We start from the raw sequence: 14,763 nt of genomic DNA, 5'->3' as shown, positions 1-14,763 counted from the left end.
CGCACACTGGGAGCGGCACTGGCCGTTCTCACCATGACTGCCCTGACCTCCTGCGGCTCGGGCTCCGAGCCGGCCGCCGACGGCACGGTGACCCTGAAGTTCCTCATCGACAACGGACAGGGCGCCGTCGACTCGGCCAAGGCCATGACGGAAGCGTTCATGCAGGCCAACCCCAAGATCAAGATCGAGACCGAGACGCGCCCGGCCGGCAGCGAGGGCGACAACATCGTCAAGACCAAGCTCTCGACCGGCGACATGGACGATGTGTTCCTGTACAACTCCGGGTCGCTGCTCCAAGCACTCAACCCGTCCCAGACCCTGGTCGACCTCACCGGCGACCCGGTGCTGCAGAACGTCCAGAAGGACTTCCTGCCGGTGGTGACCCAGGGCGACCACGCGTTCGGCGTGCCCTTCGGCTCCGCCATGGGCGGCGGCATCCTCTACAACCGCAAGGTCTACGAGAAGCTCGGCCTGCAGGTGCCCAAGACCTGGGACGAGTTCATGGCCAACAACGCGAAGATCAAGGCGGCGGGGGTCAGTCCGGTGATCTCCACGTTCAAGGACACCTGGACCTCCCAGCTCTTCGTGCTGGGCGACTTCTACAACGTCCAGGCCGCCGTGCCGAACTTCGCCGCCGACTACACCGCGGGCAAGGCCAAGTTCGCCACCACGCCGGCCGCCACGGCCGGGTTCCAGCATCTCGCCGACGTGCACGCCAAGGGCTACCTCAACGAGGGCTTCGGCTCGGCCACCGCCGACCAGGGCATGAAGATGCTGGTGGAGGGGAAGGGCGCGCACTATCCGATGCTCAGCGCCCAGTTGCCGCCCCTGGTGGCCTCGATGCCGCAGGCCGCCACCGACGTCGGCTTCTTCGGGATCCCGGGCACCGACCCCGCCAAGAACGGCGCGACGCTCTGGGAGCCGGGCGCCGTCTACATCCCCAAGACCACCAAGAACCTCGACGCGGCCAAGAAGTTCCTGGCCTTCGTCGCCTCGCCGGCGGCGGCCGACGCGGTGAGCAAGGCCGTGCAGCCGGCCGGGCCGTACCGGATCACCGGCGCCAAGCTGCCCGACAACGCCATCCAGGCCGCCAAGGACCTGCAGGCGTACATCGACAAGGGCGCCACGGCGCCGGCGCTGGAGTTCGTCTCCCCGGTCAAGGGCCCGTCGCTGGAGCAGATCACGGTCGCGGTCGGCTCCGGGCTGACACCGCCCGCCGAGGGCGCCGCCCAGTACGACAAGGACGTGGAGAAGCAGGCCAAGCAGTTGGGGCTCGCGGGGTGGTGACCAGGCAGGCGGCCAAGCCACGGCAAGGAGCCCGCGTCACGCCCGAGCCGGGGGCCGCCCGCCCGGCCAGGCGCAAGTCCGCCTACCCGTACGCGCTCTACCTGCCGGCCGCCGTCGTGTACCTCGTCATCTTCCTGGTGCCGACGGTCATGGCCTTCTACTTCGCGCTCACCCGCTGGACCCTGTTCGACAGCACCTTCGTCGGCCTGGACAACTTCCGCGACTTCCTGGCCGAGCAGAACCTGCGCATCGGCTTCGTCAACACCCTCTTCTACGCGGTCGTCACCAGCGGCCTGAAGGTCGTCCTCGGGCTGCTGCTCGGCGTGCTGCTCACCTCGAGACTGCGGCTGCGCGGCTTCCTGCGCTCGGTGGTGTTCTTCCCCGTCCTCGTCTCCACGGTCGCGGTCGGCATCACCTTCAGCGCGCTGCTGCGGCCCGACACCGGCCTGGTCAACAAGGCCCTGGCCCTGGTCGGGATCGACGGGCCCGACTGGCTCGGCGACGCGAGCACCGCCCTGCTCTCGGTCGCCCTCGTCGACGTGTGGAAGGGCGTCGGCATCGCCACCGTCATCTACATCGCCGGCATCCTGTCCATCCCCCGCGACTACTACCAGGCGGTGGCGGTGGACGGCGGCGGCGCCTGGCACCGCTTCCGCCACGTCACGCTGCCGCTGTCCTGGCCCGCCACGTACTCGGTGATCATCCTGTCGTTCATCGGAGGGCTGCGCTCGTTCGACCTCATCTGGACGATGACGCGCGGCGGGCCCGGCTTCACCAGCGACACCATCGCCTCGATCATCTACAAGCAGTACCAGGCCGGCTTCTTCGGCCTGTCCACGGCGGGCAACGTGCTGCTGTTCGTCGTGGTCACCGCCATCGTCGTCCCGCTCAACTACTTCCTCGGCAGAAGGCAGGTGGCCGCATGACAGTCCTGCGCAGGCTCGGCGCCGAGGCCGTCGCGCTGGCCCTGGCGGCCGTGATCTTCCTCGTCCCGTTCGCCCTCATGCTGCTCACCGCGGTCAAGGACCAGACCCAGGCCACCGACCTCGACTTCGCCTGGCCGGCGAACTGGCCCGTCGTCCAGAACCTGACCGAGGTGATCGAGGCCCGCGACTTCGTGCTCCTGCGCGCGTATGTCAACAGCACGATCCTGACCGTGGCGTCGGTGGCGCTGATCGTCGTCTTCGCCGCGATGGCCGCGTTCGTGCTGCAGCGCCGCGCGGGCCGGCTCGGCTCGGTGGCGGGCTTCCTGGTGCTGTCCGGGCTGATCATCCCGCCCGCGATCGTGCCCACGATCTGGCTGCTGCAGGCGCTCGGCCTGTTCAAGACCCTCCCCGGGCTGATCCTGATCGAGGTGGCCTTCAACCTGGCGTACGCGGTGCTGCTCTTTCGGGCGTTCATCGCGGCCATCCCGCGCGAGCTGGACGAGGCCGCCATGATCGACGGCTGCACCGGGCTCACGCTGTTCTTCCGGGTGATCTTCCCCTTGCTCCGGCCGGTCACCATCACCGTGATCCTGACCACGTCGGTGGCCATCTTCAACGACTTCGTCAACCCGCTCTACTTCACCCCGGGCGACGAGAACGCCACCGTGCAGGTCACCCTCTACAACTTCCAGAGCCAGTACAACACCCAGTGGAACCTGCTCTTCATGGACATCGTGCTCATCACGATCCCACCGTTGCTGCTCTTCATCTTCTTCAATCGCAAGATCGTCGCCGGGATGACCGCCGGCGCCATCAAGGGCTAGGAGACCCGTGACCCTCGTGCATGTAGAAGCGCCCGCCTTCGAACACCATCGTGACCCCCTCGGCATCGGCGAAAGCGCTCCCCGCCTGTCCTGGACCGTCACGACCGACCTCCCCGGCTGGCAGCAGGAGGCGTACGAGATCGAGCTCAGCGACGGCACGGCCACCGGCCGGGTCGAGTCGGCGGAGTCGGTGCTCGTCCCCTGGCCGGGGGGCGAGCTGAGCTCGCGCGAGCGCCGGGGCGCCCGGGTGCGCGTGCACGGCCGCGACGGCTCGGCCAGCGACTGGAGCCCCTGGTCGTGGGTGGAGGCCGGCCTGCTGGACCCGTCCGACTGGCAGGCGGGCACGGCCGCGCCGCCGCTGGAGCTGCTGGGCGTGCCCGACGGCCCCGCGCTGCTGCTGCGCCGCGACTTCACCGCGCGCGGCCCGATCCGGCAGGCCCGTCTGTACGTCACCGCGCACGGCATCCACGAGACGGAGATCAACGGCCGGGTCGTCGGCGACGACGTGCTGGCCCCCGGCTGGACCAGCTACGGCCACCGGCTGCGCTACCGCACGCACGACGTCACCGAGCTCCTGGCCGAGGGCGCCAACGCGATCGGCGCCACGCTCTCCGACGGCTGGTACCGGGGGCGGATCGGCTTCGCGGGCGGCAAGACCGCCGTCTACGGCGACCGTACCGCGCTCATCGCCCAGCTCGAGATCACCTACGCGGACGGCACGACCGACGTGGTCGTCACGGACGGGAGCTGGCGCTGCGCGAGCGGCCCTGTCACGGCGGCCAGCCTGTACGACGGCGAGAAGCATGACGCCCGGCTGCTGCCGTCCGGCTGGTCGGAGCCCGGCTTCGACGACGCCTCGTGGCTGCCCGCCGACGCGCTGCCGCACGACCCGGCCCTGCTCGTCGCGCCGGTCGGCCCGCCGGTCCGCCGGGTGGAGACGCTGTCCCCGGCGGAGGTGCTGACCGGGCCGGACGGGGAGACGATCCTCGACTTCGGCCAGAACATCGCCGGCCGGCTCCGCATCCGCGTCCAGGGCCCGGCCGGGCACACCGTCACGCTCCGGCACGCCGAGGTCCTCGAGAACGGCGCGCTCTCTCTGCGGCCACTGCGTCACGCGGCCGCGCTCGACGAGTACACGCTGCGCGGCGACGGCACGCCCGAGGAGTGGGAGCCGCGCTTCACCGTGCACGGCTTCCGCTACGCGCAGGTGGACAACTGGCCGGGCGAGCTGGACCCGGCCGACGTCCAGGCCGTGGTCTGCCACACCGACATGCGGCCGACCGGCGATTTCCGCTGCTCGGAGCCGCTGCTGAACCGCCTGCACGACAACGTCCGGTGGAGCATGCGCGGCAACTACGTGGACCTGCCCACCGACTGTCCCCAGCGTGACGAGCGGCTCGGCTGGACCGGCGACATCCAGGTCTTCGCCCCGGCCGCCGCGTTCCTGTACGACTGCGCGGGCCCGCTGTCGTCCTGGCTGGCCGACCTCTCCGCCGAGCAGGCCGAGCAGGGCACGGTGCCGCACTACGTGCCGTGGGTGGAGGTGATGTTCGGCACCTCCCCCACCGCGGCCTGGGGCGATGCCGCGGTGATCGTGCCGTGGACGCTCTACCAGCGCTTCGGCGACCTCGGGCTGCTGCGGCAGCAGTACCCGAGCATGAAGGCGTGGGTGGACGAGATCGCCGGGCTGACCGGCGACGACCATCTGTGGGACGAGGGCTTCCAGTTCGGCGACTGGCTGGACCCGGCGGCGCCGCCGGACGACCCCGGCAAGGCCCGTACCGACCACGCGCTCGTCGCCACCGCCTACCACGCATGGACCGCCGGCATCCTGGCCGAGACGGCGGCCCTGCTGGGGCACTCCGCCGACGCCGGCCACTATGCCGCGCTGGCGGAGTCGGTGCGCGAGGCGTTCCGCCGCGAGTTCGTCACGCCGTCGGGGCGGCTGGCCTGCGACACCCAGACCGCCTACGCCCTGGCTCTGACGTGCGACCTGCTCGACGGGCCCGCGCAGCGCGAGCGGGCCGGGCGGCGCCTGGTCGAGCTGGTCGCGGGCGACGACCACCGCATCGGCACCGGCTTCGTCGGCACCCCCCTCATCTGCGACGCGCTCTGCTCGGTCGGCGCGTACGACACGGCGTACGCGCTGCTGCTCCAGCGCAACTGCCCGTCCTGGCTGTACCCCGTGACGATGGGCGCCACCACCATCTGGGAGCGGTGGGACAGCCTGCTGCCCGACGGCTCGGTGAACCCCGGCGAGATGACCTCCTTCAACCACTACGCGCTCGGGGCGGTGGCCGACTGGCTGCACCGCACCGTGGCCGGCCTCGCCCCGGCCGCCCCCGGCTACCGCCGCCTGCGCATCGCTCCCCGGCCGGGCGGGGACCTGACCCACGCCTCGGCCGACCTCGACACCCCGTACGGCCGGGCGTCGGTCTCCTGGACCAGGGACGGCGGGACGCTCACGGTCACCGCGTCCGTGCCGCCGGGCACGGTGGCCGAGGTGGACCTTCCGGGGGCGGCCCTCCAGGAGGTGAGCTCCGGCACCCACACGTTCACCACGACGATGTGATCCGCTCTCCCGGCCCGCCGAGTCTGTCCGGCGGGCCGGGCGCGATCAGGGACGCTTGGCCGGCTTGCGGTAGGTGATGGCCTTGTCGCCGGGCGCCGGATAGGCCATGATCAGCAGCCGCTGGATGCCTTCCTCCTCACCCTTCCGCGGGAACCAGGCGTAGTGCACGCGGAGGCGGTAGTGCCCCTTGCGGCCGTGCAGCGACAGGTCGGGCAGCCGGCTGCCGCCCAGGCCGTCCGAGAGCACCAGCTGGCCGGTCGCGCTCTCGTACCCGACCTCGACCACGTGCTCCCAGCCCTTGGTCTCGACGGGAGGGCGGCGCGGGTAGGTCTCCAGAGCGACGCACACGGAATAGTCGGGGTCCGGCATCACGACCAGGTGGCCGGGGTCGGCCGCGACCAGGCCGTCGGCCAGGCTCCTGTCGAAGGCCCCGTCTTCGGCGGGGTCCGCGCCGCTCTCGTCGTACAGCTCCCACCCGATCTCGGGCCACTCCGGCTCCTCGAGCACGGTCGACCTGGCGGGCTTGATGAGGGGGCGGTGGTGGGGGGCCGTGTCGCATTTCTGCAGCTCCTCCGCCTGCTCCTCCGCGAATTCGCGTGCCTGCGCGGCGCGCATGACCTTGACCGCCGCGTCGGCGCTCGGGCAGATGCCCGCGAGCGTCCAGGCCAGGCCGCGGGCGTCCAAGCCAAGGCGGGCCAGCTCCTCCGGGTCGTTGCGGGTGTAGACGGCGCACAGGCGGCGTCCGTGGGCGAGCAGCACCTGGTCGGGAGTGGTGGCGGCGAACCCGAGCAGCCGGCTCGTGCGGACCGCGCACACGTACGCCCGCCGGCCCGCGGGCTGCTCGTTCCGGCCGTACCGGGGGCACTCCTCCGCCGTGGTGACCGGGCCGCGGGCCAGGTCGGCCGCCGGGATGAAGCACAACGCCACGGCCACCGCGAACAGGTAGTGGGGGCGGCGGCGGGCGGGGGCGGCGGCGTACAGGAGGAACAGGACGAGGGCGGACCCGGCGAGCCCGAAGCTGTACCACAGGGGTGAGATGCCGAAGAGGAGCCGGCCGTCCTCGCCCTCGGTGAGCAGCCACTCCGGATGGATGTGCGCGCCGAAGGTCACGAAGTCCGGGTCGTACACGCGGTCCGTGCCGGGCGTATACGTGAGAGCGGAGACGGCACCGGCTACGGCGGCCAGGCTCAGGGCCGTCATGGTGAGGCGCAGCAGGCGCCGGGTCCTGCGCACGACCGCCACCAGGACCAGCACGGCCGGAGCGCCCACTCCGACGAGCACGTCGAGGGCTACCCAGGCCACGATCGCCGGATCGCTCGTCCGCTCCCGGACGAAGCTCTCCACCGCGCCCCTCGGGCCGATCCACAGCGGCATCCGCTGCGCGAGGTTGACCACCGCCGGGATCAGCGGGAGCGCGACGGCCACGGCGGCGAGCGTCCAGGAGCGCGCCGGCGCCCGCTCGGACGCCACCCGGACCGAGGCTCCCGCCGGGACGGAGTTGGCGAGCTCGTGGGCGGAACGGGCCTCCCACACGATCCCGAAGACGCTTATCAAGCTCAGGAACGTGTTGAACAGCACGCTGTAGTTGATATCGCCGTACATCTCGATGGAGATGCTGCCGGAGGGCGTCAGGAAGCAGAGCGCCGCCGACAGGGCGCCGATCCACACGGTGCTCCTGCTCCAGCGGGCATCTCTGGCCTGGCCCACCAGGGTCAGCACGAGCCACAGCATCCAGGCCGTGCCGTCCAGCCCGGCGGCATCGCCGATCTTTTCGAGGAAGGGCAGCTCGAGCCCGTAGCCCACGCTGCCGACGATCCCCGCCACGGCGCTGAGCGTGCCCGCCGCCAGCGCGAGGAGCCGCCACCAGTGGGACAGGACCCCGGCGAGGACGGGGAAGTACAGCCACACGATGACCAGCTGGATGGCGGAGCCGAACAGGCTCTGCCACCACGCATACGGGATCGGGAGCCGGAGAAGCAGCGAGCAGGCGACGCTCGCGTACAGGGCCGCCCTCAGCAGCGCCACCCGCCTGCCCCCACCGGCCGGCTCTCCGATGGCGCGCCCACGCAGCACCTGCCACAGGGCCCAGCCCTGCACCGTGCCGATCGCCACCCTGACGAGATGGAGCCACCACACATGGGTCCCGAAGAAGCCCCACTCCCCCGCCACGAGCGTCAGCAGCTTGGGGTTACGGGTGGCGAGCGCGACGACGCCGACCGCGATGACCACGGCCACATAGGCTGCGGCGAGCAGTGCGGCGATCCTGCCGAAACGGTAGCGACGCACGGGACATCCTCGGGGACGACTCGGATCGGGCAAAGGCGCCCAACCCTAGCGAGCCGCCCCGAAGATGATCAAGACTCGTTCGGGTAACGGCCGGGCGGTCGTCTCACGGTTCCTCGACGATGTCGATCGCCCGTTCCGGGCAGTTGGCGACGGCCAGGCGCGCCGCCTTCTCCTCCTCCGGCGGCACGACGCCCTCGCCGATCACCTGCCCGTAGCCCTCGTCGTCCTCGGCGAACAGGCCGGGAGCCAGGTCGTAGCAGCGGCCGTGTCCCTGGCAGCGCTCGGGATCGATGCGTACGTTCAACGCGGGTGCTCCGCTTCCGTGTGCGGTGCCGCCGGTGGGGCGAGGGCGGCCACGACGCGGGTGAGCACCGCCGACCACTCCTCGTCGTCCACCGCGTGCAGGTTGGGCGTGATGAGCGCGCTGCCCATGGAGAGCAGCAGGCAGAAATGGGCCAGCGCGTCCGGGGACAGCGCGGGATCCAGCTCGCCGCCGGCCTGGCCGGCGCGCACCAGGTCGGCGAGCCAGTCGGCCCGCTCGCCCAGGTAGTCGCGCATCGGGCGGGCGACGTCCTGGTCGCGGCGGGCCGCGACCAGCGCCTCGACGATCAGGTGGCCAGGAGACCCCTCGCGGCGCGGCAGCCAGCGGCCGACGATGAGGAGCAGCTCCGCGACCGACCGGTCGGGGGCGGCGGCGAGCAGCTTGGCCAGCATCAGCGGCCCGTGCGCCTTCAGCGCGGACACGAGCAGGTCGGCCTTGGAGCTGAAGTGCGCGTACAGCGCGCCGTTGCTGACGCCGGCCGCCGCGGCGATGTCGGCGACGCGCGTGCCGTCATAGCCGCGCTCGGCGAACACCTCGGCGGCCGCCTGCAGCAACCGTTCACGCGTCTCAGCTGCGGTGACGCCCGCTATGCGGCCCATGGAGGGAATTTAAAGTCGGTTCATTTCGTACGTCAAGGCCGACGCCGCTCTCGTCTGCCACGGCTTTCCGTAGTTCGCCGACGGCGCGGCGAAGGTCGGCCGGGTCGGGGCGGGTCGGCCGGGTCGGCCGGCGGCAGCCACCGGCCGGAGTCGCGGGCCGAGCGGCGCGGTGTTCTGTCGGTGGTGGCGCGTAGCGTGCCGTCCATGGCGACGCTTCTGGACAATCTGGTGGACCTCTCCGACTTCGCCTGGCAGCGCCTGCGCAACCGGCTGGCAGGCCTGACCAACGAGGAATACCTCTGGGAGCCGGTGCCCGAGTGCTGGACGGTCCGTCCCAGCACAGGCGGCTCGTACGAGGCCGACGGGGTGCGGCTGCCGCCCGAGCCGCCGCCGTTCACCACGGTGGCCTGGCGCGTCACGCACCTGATCGACGTGCTGCAGGCCGAGCGGACGGCGACCTGGTTCGGGCACCGGCCGTCACCACAGGACGGGCTGCCCGGAGTGCCGGGCACCGCCGCCGACGCGCTGCGGGCACTGGAGCACGCCTACGCCGTGTGGCGGCGGCGGTTGGCCGGCCTGAGCGAGGACGATCTGAGCCGGCCCATGGGTCCGATCGCGGGGCCGTACGCCGAGCGGGACGGCACCGCCTTCGCCCTGCACATCCTCGACGAGCTCATTCACCACGGGGCCGAGATCGGCGTCGTGCGCGACCTTTACCGTCAGCTGGGCCCGCAGGACCCCTTCGTGCTCACCTGTCTGCGCGGCGACCGGGCGGAGATCGACGCCCTGCTCGAGAAGGACCCCGCGCTGCTCGAGCGCACGCGTGCAGAGCGCCCCGCCCTGCTGGTCGAGGCGGCCGCGCTGCAGCGCTGGGGCGCGGTGGAAGTGCTCGTCGAGCTGGGCTTCGACGTCGACGCCCGCTCCGCGTCCGGCCGTGTCCCGGCCCACTACGCCGCTGCCACCGGCCACGTCGAGATTCTGCGGCTACTGGTCGGGCACGGCGCCGATCTGACGGTCACCGATGCGATGTACCAGGTCACCCCGCTCGGCTGGGCCCAGTGGTTCGGCCAGGAAGAGGCCGCCGACTACCTGCAGCGGCAGCAGACCGCCGGCCCGGCCTGACACCGAAACCCGCTCTGCGCGCCCGTGCTGGTTGAGTAGCCCCTTACTCAGGCGCGATTCGCGCCACCCCGGCGACTCTGAGGCAATCGAGTCGTGTGACGGGGAGGTGCAAGTGTGAGCAGTTTACGCAGAATGCGGCTCTGCGCGGAGTCGCTGGCGGTGACGCTCCTGGTGCTGGCGGGAGTGGCGCTCGTCGGCGTCGCTCCCGCCCAGGCGGATACCCACAAGGTCACCGTGAGCCTCTACAGGGTGGTCGAGCTGTCCTGCAACGAGGGTGACGGCGAGTCCTGCGGGAACGACTATTATCCGAAGTTCAACATCGACAACCAGGGCCTGTTCGACGGCAGAGACGACTACTGCTGCGCCCACGGGACGGACTTCACCACCAACTGGGTCCACCAGGCCACCGTGGACGAGTCGCACAACCGGATCGCCATCCACCTGGAGCTGTGGGACCAGGACGACCTGACCGCGGACGACGTCATCCACTGGGTCAAGGGCAGGGACTACCTCGATCTCGAGTTCGACCTGTTCACGTGCGTGTTCACGGGCAGCGGCCTGACCACGCAGCAGGGCGCGAACCTGCCGACGCTCGCCGGGGAGAGCGAGGGCACCGGTGACGACTCGGCCCGGGCGTACTTCACCATCAGCACCCCGCACTGCAAGGACGTGCTCAACGAGACCGACACCGACGGCGACGGCATCATGAACGGCTGGGAGACGCCCGCGGGCGGTCTCGACGTCAACGGCGACGCGCTGATGGACCTGCCCCTGGGCAGAGCGCCGTACAACGCTCTGCCGTACCGCAAGGACCTGTTCGTCGAGGCGGACTACATGAAGGGATTCGAGCCGCAGAACGGGGCGCTGGACGACGTCGTCAAGGCGTTCGCCGCCGCGCCGGTCGATCCTGATCCCGATTCGCCGGGCGGATTCCGCGGAGTCACGCTTCACGCGATGAAGGGCGAAGAGGTGCCGCTGGTGCACGACATCCTGTTCAAGTCCGACGGCGGTGGCACGCAGGACGACTTCAACGACCTCAAGGGACGCCACCAGGTGCCCGGTGAGTGCCCGGGCTTCTTCGGCACCCCCGACGACCGCAAGAGCCCGAACTGCGCGAACATCCTGAACGCCAAGCGGCAGGTGTTCCGCTACATGATCTTCGGTGACACCTTCAAAGAGAACACCGAGTCCTCCGGCACCTCCGAGTTCGACACAGCGGCCCGCATAGGCGGCAACGACTTCATCGTCACGATGGGCGCGCTCAGCTCCACGACCATCAACAGAGCAGGCGGCCGGCGCAACGCCGAGGCCGCGACCTTCATGCACGAGCTCGGCCACACGCTGAGCCTGGGCCACGGCGGCGGCGACTCCATCAACTGCAAGCCGAACTACCTCAGCGTGATGAACTACACCCTGCAGTTCGCCAACATGGACTCCTCGCGTCCGCTGGACTACTCCAGCGCGGTCAGGGGCACCGCTCTCACCACGCCGCTCAAAGAGAGCGGCCTCGACGAGAACAGGGGCGTGTACGGGACACCCGCCAACCCCAGCCGCAACATCGTGTACGGCCTCAAGGGCAAGCCCAAGGTCTGGCCCGCCAACGACGGCCGCGTCGACTGGAACGGCGAGAACGGCGACAAGGAGAGCGGCATCCCGGCTGACATCAACCTGATCGACTCGATCAAGAACTGCGACGCCGCGAGCCCCGGGGAGCCCCTGGTCGGGTTCGACGACTGGGCCAACATCCAGTACAACCCGCGGCTCAACACCAAGGACTTCGCGGACGGCGCGCGACCCAACATCTCGGACGAGCTGACGGAGCAGACGATCCTGGCCATGACGCAGCGGGCCGACCTGCGGGTCACGAACGCGGCCGACCAGACCGAGGCCGCCGGCGGCGACACCGTGAGCTACACGGTGGAGGTGACCGACCTCGGCCCCGGCACGGCGACCGCCGTCTCGGTGACCGACACGCTGCCCGACGGCACCACGCAGCAGCGCTCGCTGCCCGACCTGGCCAACGGCGCCGTCCACACCGTCGCGCCCAAGTTCACGTACCAGGTGCCGTGCGACACGGCCGACGGCACGGTGCTCACCGACCGCGTCACCGTCGCCGGCAAGGACACCGACGGCGTGCCCGACCCGTACACCAGGGACAACGCCGCGCAGGCCACGACCACCGTCCGCGCGCCCGTGCTGACGGCCGGCATGGCGGCGACGGCCGCGGTGAACGCCGGCGAGGCGATCACCTACACCGTCACGTACGCCAACACAGGCGGCGGCGCGGCCTCGAACGTCACCGTCACCGGCACGCTGCCGGCCGGCGTCTACTACAGCCAGGCGCTCGACCAGGGCGCCGGGCCGAAGCCGGACTCGGTGACGCTCAACGCCGACGGCACCAGGACGCTGGTCTGGAAGGCAGGCACCCTGGCCGCCGCCTCCGGCGAGAAGAGGATCGTCTTCACGGCGCGGCCGACGCTGCTGGCCACCGCGGGCGCCACGTACACCGGCAAGGTCTCCGTGACGTACCGGAACGCCGGCGGGGCCTGCGGGTTCGCACCGGTCACGGCCGCGGCGGCGACCTCGGTGACGGTGGTCGCGCCCAGCAGGACGCCGCTGCTCTCCACGGTGTGGGCGCTCCGGCAGGACCTGCGCACCGCGGAGGTGCTGGCCCGCGTCCAGGCCACCGACACCCGCTTCGACGGCGCCGACGGCTCCACGCCCGACGGCGCGCTGTCCCAGCAGGAGGCGTCGGCGGTGCTGGCGCTGCCGGTGACGCAGCCGCGCACGCTCCAGGCGGAGCTGCTGGCCACGGCGTTCAACCTGGCCACCCGCCGGATCAACGCGGGCACCGCGGTGGACACGATCACCATCCACCGGCTGGGCCTGAACACGACCGGCGACGCCGTCCGGTACGCCCAGGCGACCCTGGCCCAGCCGCCCGGCCTGGGCAACCTCGTCCGCTACACCGACACCACGCTGGCCCTCACCGAGATCAACTCGGGCGTGGCCGAGCGCTACTAGGGAACCGCTGAGCGCCGCTCGGCTCCCGGGCGGCGCTTGGCTGAGCCGTCAGACCCACTTCGCGGAGTCGGCGAACGGCATGTGCTCGCCGGCCACGTACGCCGGGAACGGCTGGTACACGTTGACGCCCGGCCGCCCGCGCAGCAGCAGGGCGGAGACGAACGGCTGCTGCTCGCTCGTGATCCGGGTCGAGGTCGGGATGTAGCGGATGGTCAGGCCGCAGCGGCGGCGCGGCGAGGTGTTGGCGTTGGAGGCGTGCAGGATGTTGGGGTGGTGCACCTCCACGTCGCCGGGCGCGAGGACGAGGTCCACGGCCTGCGACTCGTCCACGGTCACCGCGCTCTCCGAGCCGAGCACGTTGTCGATGTCGTCGCGCTGCCGCAGCTCGTGCAGGTCCTGCCGGTGGGAGCCGGGGATCACGCGCAGGCAGCCGTTCTCCGGTGTGGCCTCGTCCACGGCCAGCCAGAGCGTGACGACGCGCATCGGCTCCAGCGGCCAGTACGCGCCGTCCTGGTGCCACAGGACCGGCTTGCCGGAGAAGGCCGGCTTGCTGATGTAGTGCGAGGCGAACAGCGCGATGTCCGGGCCGACGAAGAGCTCGGCGAGGTCGAGCAGCCGGTCGTCGCTGACCAGCCGCACCCAGAAGGGGTCGCCGGCGACCAGCTCGGTGGCCAGGTCCTCGCCGAGCCGGTCCGGGTGCTTGGCCTGGAGCCAGGCGACGTGCTCGCTCGCCTCGGCGATCAGGCCGGGGTCGAGGACGTCGCGGAAGATCGTGTAGCCGTCGCGGTCGTAGTCCTGGAGGGTCCGGTCGACTTCCGTGATCACCATGTGCTCCTTGTGCGAGGTGGGCGTCGATCCGGATTCTTCGGTCTTCGGGCCGCGAGTTACTAGTACTCGCCGCTCCACAAGTATTAATTTCCTGACATGCCGACCGTCCTGCGCTGGGCCGAGTTCGCGGCCGGCCTGCCGTACCACGCGGCCCTGGTGCCGGTGCGGGGCAGCCGCAGGGACCGGCCGGAACCGCACAGTCACGCGGACTTCCACGAGCTGGTCCTCGTGACCGCGGGGACGGGCGCGCAGCGGGTCGGCGAGGTGGAGCTGCCGCTGCGCGCGGGCGACGTGGTGCTGGTACGCCCGCACGACCGCCACGAGTTCTCCTCGAACGACGGCATGCGCTTCGTCAACATCGCCTTCCCGAGCGAGCGCTGGCGCGCCTTCGCCGACCTGGCCGGGCTGGCGGGGCCGGCGGACTGGGATCGCCGGGAGTTCCCGCCGTCGGCGCGCGCCGAGCTCGACGGGCCGGTGGCGGCGGAGTTCGGCCGCGTGCTGGCCGCCTATCCGGGCGTGCCCCGCGTTCTCGACCTGGTCGGGCTCTGGACGGCGGTCGTCCCCCTGCTGGAACGCGCCGACGGCACGGCCGTGGACCCGCGGCCCGGCTGGCTGGTGTCGGCCTGCGCCGCGATGAGCCTTGAGGAGAACCTGCGCGAGGGCCTGCCCAGGCTGCTGGCGATGGCCGCGGTCAGCTCCGGCCATCTGGCCCGCTCGATGCGCCGGCACTACGGGTGCACGCCGATCGCCTTCGTGGCCGGGCGCCGGCTGGAGCACGCCGCCCTGCTGCTGGCCACGACCACGGAGGGCATCGGCCGGATCGCCCAGCGCTGCGGCTTCTCCGGCCAGTCGTACTTCGGCCGGCTCTTCCAGGAGCGCTACGGTATGGCGCCCAGACGTTACCGGGAGGTTACGCGGCGGGCGGTCGTCCCTATGGACAGCCAAGATATCAAGTGATTAGATGACTCAACCC

Annotated in this window: 11 protein-coding genes; 7 read left to right on the top strand and 4 right to left on the bottom strand. The window is 71.2% G+C overall.

Going from position 1 to position 14,763, the window contains the following annotated elements; genetic code table 11:
* The first annotated feature begins 33 nt into the window (after positions 1 to 33).
* From AB0H84_RS39250 to AB0H84_RS39235, 4 genes are read left to right on the top strand one after another with little or no spacing between them, the layout of a single operon-like run.
* Entirely contained in the window at positions 34 to 1,287 is a 1,254-nt protein-coding gene (locus AB0H84_RS39250) for an extracellular solute-binding protein (protein ID WP_357616377.1), read from the top strand.
* Entirely contained in the window at positions 1,281 to 2,213 is a 933-nt protein-coding gene (locus AB0H84_RS39245) for a sugar ABC transporter permease (RefSeq protein ID WP_357616374.1), read from the top strand. Before AB0H84_RS39250 ends, AB0H84_RS39245 begins: the two co-directional genes overlap by 7 nt.
* Complete coding sequence (locus tag AB0H84_RS39240; RefSeq protein ID WP_357616371.1) at positions 2,210 to 3,037, top strand: carbohydrate ABC transporter permease; 828 nt, start codon at positions 2,210 to 2,212, stop codon at positions 3,035 to 3,037. The genes AB0H84_RS39245 and AB0H84_RS39240 overlap by 4 nt, the downstream gene beginning before the upstream one ends.
* A 7-nt stretch (positions 3,038 to 3,044) precedes the next feature.
* The gene (locus AB0H84_RS39235) at positions 3,045 to 5,609 is read left to right on the top strand and encodes a glycoside hydrolase family 78 protein (protein ID WP_357616368.1); all 2,565 of its coding nucleotides are present in this window, start codon (positions 3,045 to 3,047) and stop codon (positions 5,607 to 5,609) included.
* Between the two features lie 45 nt (positions 5,610 to 5,654).
* Here AB0H84_RS39235 and AB0H84_RS39230 read toward each other — a convergent pair whose 3' ends face one another.
* The 3 genes from AB0H84_RS39230 to AB0H84_RS39220 form a co-directional block, all read right to left on the bottom strand.
* Positions 5,655 to 7,895: a hypothetical protein gene (locus AB0H84_RS39230; RefSeq protein WP_357616365.1), complete on the bottom strand. Its 2,241-nt coding sequence runs from the start codon at positions 7,893 to 7,895 to the stop codon at positions 5,655 to 5,657.
* Between the two features lie 103 nt (positions 7,896 to 7,998).
* Entirely contained in the window at positions 7,999 to 8,199 is a 201-nt protein-coding gene (locus tag AB0H84_RS39225; protein WP_357616362.1) for a ferredoxin, read from the bottom strand.
* The gene (locus AB0H84_RS39220; RefSeq protein ID WP_357616359.1) at positions 8,196 to 8,816 is read right to left on the bottom strand and encodes a helix-turn-helix domain-containing protein; all 621 of its coding nucleotides are present in this window, start codon (positions 8,814 to 8,816) and stop codon (positions 8,196 to 8,198) included. Before AB0H84_RS39220 ends, AB0H84_RS39225 begins: the two co-directional genes overlap by 4 nt.
* 204 nt (positions 8,817 to 9,020) lie before the next feature.
* Between AB0H84_RS39220 and AB0H84_RS39215 the strand changes: the two genes are divergently transcribed.
* Both AB0H84_RS39215 and AB0H84_RS39210 read left to right on the top strand, forming a co-directional pair.
* Positions 9,021 to 9,938: a DinB family protein gene (locus tag AB0H84_RS39215; protein ID WP_357616357.1), complete on the top strand. Its 918-nt coding sequence runs from the start codon at positions 9,021 to 9,023 to the stop codon at positions 9,936 to 9,938.
* A gap of 114 nt (positions 9,939 to 10,052) precedes the next feature.
* Positions 10,053 to 12,962, top strand: coding sequence for a hypothetical protein (locus AB0H84_RS39210; protein WP_357616354.1), 2,910 nt, complete (start codon positions 10,053 to 10,055; stop codon positions 12,960 to 12,962).
* A 48-nt stretch (positions 12,963 to 13,010) separates the two neighbouring features.
* On the opposite strand, the gene AB0H84_RS39205 is transcribed toward AB0H84_RS39210, so the two are convergent.
* Complete coding sequence (locus tag AB0H84_RS39205) at positions 13,011 to 13,790, bottom strand: phytanoyl-CoA dioxygenase family protein (protein WP_357616351.1); 780 nt, start codon at positions 13,788 to 13,790, stop codon at positions 13,011 to 13,013.
* A 96-nt stretch (positions 13,791 to 13,886) separates the two neighbouring features.
* Here AB0H84_RS39205 and AB0H84_RS39200 point away from each other — a divergent pair, with 96 nt between their 5' ends.
* Positions 13,887 to 14,747, top strand: a complete 861-nt coding sequence (locus tag AB0H84_RS39200) for an AraC family transcriptional regulator (RefSeq protein WP_357616348.1) — start codon at positions 13,887 to 13,889, stop codon at positions 14,745 to 14,747.
* The last annotated feature ends 16 nt before the right edge of the window (positions 14,748 to 14,763 follow it).

Source organism: Nonomuraea sp. NPDC050786 (assembly GCF_040654115.1).
GTDB lineage: Bacteria > Actinomycetota > Actinomycetes > Streptosporangiales > Streptosporangiaceae > Nonomuraea.
The sequence above is the reverse complement of the archived record's forward strand: the minus strand, read 5'-3'. Positions and strand labels throughout refer to the sequence as shown.

What these genes read in the sequence shown, in the direction of transcription:
- AB0H84_RS39250 (WP_357616377.1), top strand. Translation starts at nt 34, where the DNA reads ATGACTGCCCTGACCTCCTGCGGCTCGGGCTCCGAGCCGGCCGCCGAC.
- AB0H84_RS39240 (WP_357616371.1), top strand. Translation starts at nt 2,210, where the DNA reads ATGACAGTCCTGCGCAGGCTCGGCGCCGAGGCCGTCGCGCTGGCCCTG.
- AB0H84_RS39220 (WP_357616359.1), bottom strand. Translation starts at nt 8,816, where the DNA reads ATGGGCCGCATAGCGGGCGTCACCGCAGCTGAGACGCGTGAACGGTTG.
- AB0H84_RS39215 (WP_357616357.1), top strand. Translation starts at nt 9,021, where the DNA reads ATGGCGACGCTTCTGGACAATCTGGTGGACCTCTCCGACTTCGCCTGG.
- AB0H84_RS39205 (WP_357616351.1), bottom strand. Translation starts at nt 13,790, where the DNA reads ATGGTGATCACGGAAGTCGACCGGACCCTCCAGGACTACGACCGCGAC.
- AB0H84_RS39200 (WP_357616348.1), top strand. Translation starts at nt 13,887, where the DNA reads ATGCCGACCGTCCTGCGCTGGGCCGAGTTCGCGGCCGGCCTGCCGTAC.